The following is a 5,327-nucleotide window of genomic DNA, read 5'->3' as shown; positions in this document are numbered from 1 at the left end:
GTCCACTGCGCCAGCTCACGTCGGTGGACGGGAGCCGCGCCCGCTGCCTCCCGGGCAACCGTGAGCGCGTCACTGACGCGCTCGATTGCTTCGCCGTGCACCGGTCCCGGCAGACTCCACAGGCGCTGCGCCTGGCCGATGAGTGCCTGCGCCGTGGAAATCTGCCGGGCCGGTGTCAGAGTGCCGGTGTCATAGAAGCAGCCCTCCATGGGACGGTCGCCCGCAAAGTTGCGCCAGAACAGGGACACGCTGTTGTCGGGGAACGAAGCCGCCGTGAAATTGCAGCTCTGGTCACGTGTCGCCCGCGTCGGACCAAGTGCTTACACAGCGGACCAACTGCTCTGCGGTGTGTCGCGGTGGATGGTACGGATCCGGTAGTCCGGCCCCCGCCAGAAGACACGGAGCTGTTGTTGTCCAGACGCCACGGCAACGATGGCACCGCGGAAGAAGACACCGCGCCGTGACCTCAGGATCAACACGCCGACTTGCCAGGGAAGCAGAGCCATTGAAGTTCGGTGTCGATCCGTGCCGGTATGGAGCGCACGGCGACCAAGCCAGGGTCCCGTGGCGGGACGCAGTACGGCCGGGGACGCAGTATGTAGCTGTCGGTGCGGAGCGGTCAGTAGGGAGACGTCGAGTTCTGCTGCGCCCAGGTCTTCTCGGCCTCGGAACCTTCCGGGGGCGGCACGATTCCGTTGATCATCCACAGGTCCCTGCTGGTCTCGTCGGCGTGGAACTCCCAGTGCAGGTCCGCGTGCCGCTCGAGGTGGGGCCGCAGTATCTCGTTGATCCACCGGGCGGTCCGGCGGCGGGTCTCCTGGTCGGGGTTGCGCCGGGCGATGTGGTCGATGGTGATGCGTATCCCGGCCGGGGCGGGCCGTCCGCCGACGTAGAAGTCCTCGGGCCGGGTTTCGTGGAACAGGGTGACCACGTAGAACCGGGGCAGTCCGACCTTCTCGTAGTGGTCGGTGATGCGGGCGGCGAGCCGGCTCTTGTCGTCGCGGGTGAGGATTCCAGGGGTGTGGTGAACGGTCCACAGCGGCATGGCGGTTTCGTGCTCCTCGGTCTGGCGGGAAGGGATGTCGGCCCGCGGGTATCAGCAGGCATCAGGGGAGGTCGGCTCGCGGGCGACACAGAAAGCCGACTCGCGGGCAACGGGGGAAGGTCAGTTCACTGCCGAGAGGGGTCAGCCCGCGGCCGAGAACGTCAGGTGTTCCACGGGGCCGCAGAGCGCCGCCTTGACGGTGGCGGAGACGTCGTCGGCGAGCACTTCCGTGGCGCCGGCCTCCAGGCCGTCGAGGATCCGCGCGGCGACCTCGGCGGGCGTGCTCTTCGGCCGTTCGACGGCGGAGACCATGTCGGTGTCGATGAACCCGGCGTGCACGCCGACGACGTGGGTGCGCTGGGGTGCCAGTTCCAGCCGCAGGGAGTTCGTCACCGACCACGCCGCGGCTTTCGAGGCCCCGTAGGCGCCGCTGCCGGCCAGCCAGGACAGTACGGAGTGCATGTTCACCAGTGCGCCCCCGCCGTTGGCGGCCAGGACCGGCGCGAACGCCCGCGCCACCCGCAGTGGTCCGAAGACGTTGACGTCGAACGTCTCGACGGCGTTCGCGACGTCCCCGGTCAGCAGGGCGGACGGCAACAGGACACCGGCGTTGTTGAACACGAGCTCCGCGTCGGCGGCGACCTCCGCCAGAGCGGCGACCGACTCCGCCGAGCGGACCTCGAGCTCGGCGGTGACCACCTCCCGGCGGCCGTCGGCGTACGCCGCACGCGCGGTGGAGTACACCTTGCGGGCGCCGCGCGCCAGCAGTTCGTCCACGAGTGCCGCGCCGAGCCCGCGCCTCCCACCGGTCACCACGGCCACCCTGCCCGCTACCGAAGCCATTGCCCGCCTCCATCTGAGTAACGTCGTCGTTAGTGAGACGGAACCACGAGACCACTGAGTAACGCAAGCGTTAGTTACACTGTCGTCATGGCGATGGAGTTCGAGGAGCGGCTGCGCGACCGGGACGCCTGGTCGATCGGCGACGGGTGCTCGGCGGAGCGCGTGCTGAACCTGCTGAGCACCAAGACGGTGTTCCTGATCGTCCGCGAATGCTTCTACGGCACCACGCGGTTCGAGGACTTCGTGACCCGGATCGGCACCTCCGCGCCCGCGGTGTCACGGGCCCTCAAACAACTGGAGTCCGCCCACGTCGTCGCGCGTGCCCCCTACCAGGAACCGGGTCGGCGGGCCCGCGAGGAGTACCGGCTGACCGCCGCCGGCGAGGACCTGCTGCCGGTCTTCCTGTCACTGATGCAGTGGGGCGACAAGTACCTGCAGGGGGGCCGCCCGCCGCTGTCGTTCGTCGAGACCGCGACCGGGCGCGCCGTACGGGTCCGCGTGACCGCCGACCCGGCGCCGGAGACGCCGTCCACGGACATGGAGATCCGGCTCAACCCCGCCTGGCGGCACGACTGAGAGCGGGCCGCGCCGCAGGTCCGGGCGCCTCGCGCGGCGCGTGGTGCCATGGTTCGGGCGTGAACTTCCTGGCTGAACGGCGGCTTCTCGAAGAGAACAGTGCTGGTGTCGCGGTAGTACGCCGTTACGGTCAGGGCGAGCGTCATGGTGCCCGTCTTGGGACACCGTCGACCACTACTTCGACTGTCGGGAGAAGGAGGGCATCTTCGAGATCGGCGGCACCCTGGCCATCCTCACGCTGCTCGTCCTCGGCAGCACCGGCAAGACCAAGCCTGCCGCCGCCACCGAGACCACCTGAGCGGCAGACCCCCTGACCGCCTGCCTCGATGTCACAACCCCACACGCCAGGCGGGCGCCCCGGGCATGGCGCAGACCCGCGCCACGCCCGCAGTAACGTGAAGTCAGTAGGCGTGGCGCGCCCACCGACACCGGGCCCGCATTCGTCTGCGGACACAAGGGCATCAATACGACAATGGGCTGCAAAGCGGTCTACCCGGGGGGTATTAACGGCCACCGGGCCTTCATTACCCGCCGTCGAGCTCTTCGTCCCGCCGAAGAGTACAGAGTGCCGACCGACGAAGAATGGGAGGATTTCCTCGGCCACTTCGAGCGACGGAAGGTCGCCCTGGGAACCTGCGGAAGAGCCTTTATCCGCCATCCTCATATGGCCCCGACGCTGACCAAAGAGACAGAACCTAGCCGTCGCCCCCCTCGTCGTCCGCCGGCCCCTCGTCCCGGTCGCCCGCGGAGGCGCGCCGTCCGCTGGTGAAGGCGAGGACGCTTCCGGCGACGGCGATCACGGCGATGGCCAGAGCGATGCTGATGCCGCCCTCCGTGTCCCAGTACACGTCCTCCAGGCTGATCAGCAGCGCCGCCTCGTCGACGACGAGGGCCAGGCCCACCCCGTAGGCCAGCCCCATCCAGGCGCGCGCCCGCGCCGACCGGTCGGTGAGGCCGGCCGCGCCCACCAGCGTGAGGAGCAGGATGCCCCAGACGTAGTGGTGGATGTGGACACCGCCGGCCTGCATGTCGCCGACCCCGGCCACGTCGATGTGGATGAGCCAGGTCAGCAGGCGCATCCCGCCGAAGGTGAGGGCGAAGCCCCACCAGGCGAGGATGAAGCCCCGCCGCTTGGGGGAGATGCCGGGCAGCAGCCGCAGCCAGGGGGAGGGGTGCTTCGTGTGCCCGGACGCTGTGTCGGGGGATGCCTTCGAGGACGTCATCGGGCCTCTCCCATCTCTTCCGCCTCTCCCGTCGAGCCGGCCTTCCCCGGCTGCGCGGCCTTCCCCGGCTCTCCGGCCTTCCCCGGCTCCATGGCCCTCTCCGGTTCTTCGGCCTCTTCCGCCATGAACGTCCCGATCAGAGCGGCCAAGGCGTCCGGCGCGCTGTAATGCGCCGCGTGGGCCGCGCCGGGGATGGCCGCCGTGTGTCCGTCGGCGACCAGGTCCGCCACGCGCCGCGTCCAGGTGCCGGAGGCGATGGTGTCACCCGCTCCTCGTACGACGAGTGTGGGCGCGCGGACCTGCGACAGGTTCACCTCGAACGATCCGGCCGCGTCCCGCAGTGCCCGGCGGAAGGACGCGGCGCAGCGCAGCGGGCCGGTCACCAGGTAGTCGAACGCGGCCAGGCCGAGCAGGCTGAGGGGCTCCCTGGGCGCGTCCGCGACGAGGCGTCCGCACTGGCGCCAGGCGGCGGCGCCCGGCTGGAGCGCGGGCCCGACGAGGACCAGCCGGCTCACCAGGTCGGGGTGGCGCGCGGCCAGGGCGGCGACCACCTGGCAGCCGACCGAGTTGGCCACCAGCACGCTCGGGCCCGGGAGCGTACGCCGCTGGAGGCCGGCCAGGGCGTCGGCGAGCTGCCCGATGTCGAGGGCGCGGCGCACGGCGGCCCGCGAGCGCCCGTTGCCCGGCAGGTCCGGCACCACCACGCTGTGCCCGCGCGCGGCCAGCCGGCGCGCGAGCGGCACGAAGTAGCGTCCCGAGAGCCCGAGGCCGTGGACGAGGACCATGGCCGGGCGTTCCTGACGCGGTGCGGGCCCGTATCCGCGAGCGAAGAAACCGAGGTCAATCATGTGATCCACCTGTCCACCTTCACCTCTCGCACACATCCCGTCCATCGCGGCCGTAACATCGCCCGCCCGGCGGGCGTGTACCAGGCAGAGACAACGACCGGGCGACGGAACGGGGGACGATGGGGCACCGCGGAGAGACATCAGATGCCGCGCGGCGGGCGGAGGAGTTCGACGTGTTCTACGCCGCGACGGCCAAGCGCGTCGTCGCCGCCGTGTACGCGATGACCGGCGACCTCGCGGAGGCGGAGGACGCCGTCCAGGAGGCGTACGTACGGGCATGGCAGCGCTGGAGCCGGCTCACGGGCGACGGCGAGGATCCGCTGCCCTGGGTGCGGACCGTGGCCGCCCGCCTCGCCATCAGCACCTGGCGGCGGACGCGCAACCGGGTGCGCGCCCAGTTCCGCCACGGCCCGCAGGCGGACCAGCCGGCGCTGTCACCGGACCGGGTCGCGCTGGTGGCGGCGCTGCGTGAACTGCCGCCCCAACAGCGGCAGGTGGTGGTGCTGCACCACCTCCTCGACCTGCCGGTGGAGCAGGTCGCCCGGGAGACGGGCGCCTCGAACGGCGCGGTGCGCACCCGGCTGAGCCGGGCGCGCAAGGTGCTCGGCGCCCGCCTGAACGACGACGAGGACACCGGCGCGGGCCGCTCCCTGCCCGCCACCGAGGAGGTAACGAGCCATGGCTGACACGAAGGTCGACGAACTCCTCCAGGACGTGCCCGTACGGCTGCCGAGCGCGGCCCAGGTGCGCGCGCGGGGCGCGCGGCGCCGGGCCCGACGCCGCGCCGCGGGC

7 protein-coding genes are annotated in these 5,327 nt (G+C 71.1%); 2 read left to right on the top strand and 5 right to left on the bottom strand.

The annotated features are described in order from the left end of the window. From IE330_RS39530 to IE330_RS37580, 3 genes are all read right to left on the bottom strand, one after another. The coding region (locus tag IE330_RS39530) for a hypothetical protein (protein WP_229926215.1) at positions 1-248 on the bottom strand (248 nt) is incomplete at its 3' end. A gap of 371 nt (positions 249-619) precedes the next feature. Beyond that, positions 620-1,045: a tautomerase family protein gene (locus IE330_RS37585; RefSeq protein ID WP_190140677.1), complete on the bottom strand. Its 426-nt coding sequence runs from the start codon at positions 1,043-1,045 to the stop codon at positions 620-622. Between the two features lie 141 nt (positions 1,046-1,186). After that, complete coding sequence (locus tag IE330_RS37580) at positions 1,187-1,888, bottom strand: SDR family oxidoreductase (protein ID WP_190140676.1); 702 nt, start codon at positions 1,886-1,888, stop codon at positions 1,187-1,189. An 87-nt stretch (positions 1,889-1,975) separates the two neighbouring features. On the opposite strand from IE330_RS37580, the gene IE330_RS37575 reads away from it, so the two are divergent. Next, positions 1,976-2,464, top strand: a complete 489-nt coding sequence (locus IE330_RS37575) for a winged helix-turn-helix transcriptional regulator (RefSeq protein WP_190140675.1) — start codon at positions 1,976-1,978, stop codon at positions 2,462-2,464. A gap of 695 nt (positions 2,465-3,159) precedes the next feature. On the opposite strand, the gene IE330_RS37570 is transcribed toward IE330_RS37575, so the two are convergent. After that, positions 3,160-3,687 (bottom strand): hypothetical protein, encoded by a 528-nt coding sequence (locus IE330_RS37570; RefSeq protein ID WP_190140674.1) that lies wholly within the window; start codon positions 3,685-3,687, stop codon positions 3,160-3,162. Next, positions 3,684-4,535, bottom strand: a complete 852-nt coding sequence (locus tag IE330_RS37565) for an alpha/beta fold hydrolase (protein ID WP_229926214.1) — start codon at positions 4,533-4,535, stop codon at positions 3,684-3,686. The genes IE330_RS37570 and IE330_RS37565 overlap by 4 nt, the downstream gene beginning before the upstream one ends. A 119-nt stretch (positions 4,536-4,654) precedes the next feature. On the opposite strand from IE330_RS37565, the gene IE330_RS37560 reads away from it, so the two are divergent. Next, entirely contained in the window at positions 4,655-5,221 is a 567-nt protein-coding gene (locus IE330_RS37560) for a SigE family RNA polymerase sigma factor (protein WP_190140673.1), read from the top strand. Positions 5,222-5,327: the final 106 nt, after the last annotated feature.

Source organism: Streptomyces longispororuber (genome assembly GCF_014656095.1).
Lineage (GTDB): Bacteria > Actinomycetota > Actinomycetes > Streptomycetales > Streptomycetaceae > Streptomyces > Streptomyces longispororuber.
The sequence above is the reverse complement of the archived record's forward strand: the minus strand, read 5'-3'. Positions and strand labels throughout refer to the sequence as shown.

What these genes read in the sequence shown, in the direction of transcription:
- IE330_RS37575 (WP_190140675.1), top strand. Translation starts at nt 1,976, where the DNA reads ATGGCGATGGAGTTCGAGGAGCGGCTGCGCGACCGGGACGCCTGGTCG.
- IE330_RS37560 (WP_190140673.1), top strand. Translation starts at nt 4,655, where the DNA reads ATGGGGCACCGCGGAGAGACATCAGATGCCGCGCGGCGGGCGGAGGAG.
- IE330_RS37580 (WP_190140676.1), bottom strand. Translation starts at nt 1,888, where the DNA reads ATGGCTTCGGTAGCGGGCAGGGTGGCCGTGGTGACCGGTGGGAGGCGC.
- IE330_RS37585 (WP_190140677.1), bottom strand. Translation starts at nt 1,045, where the DNA reads ATGCCGCTGTGGACCGTTCACCACACCCCTGGAATCCTCACCCGCGAC.
- IE330_RS37570 (WP_190140674.1), bottom strand. Translation starts at nt 3,687, where the DNA reads ATGACGTCCTCGAAGGCATCCCCCGACACAGCGTCCGGGCACACGAAG.
- IE330_RS37565 (WP_229926214.1), bottom strand. Translation starts at nt 4,535, where the DNA reads ATGATTGACCTCGGTTTCTTCGCTCGCGGATACGGGCCCGCACCGCGT.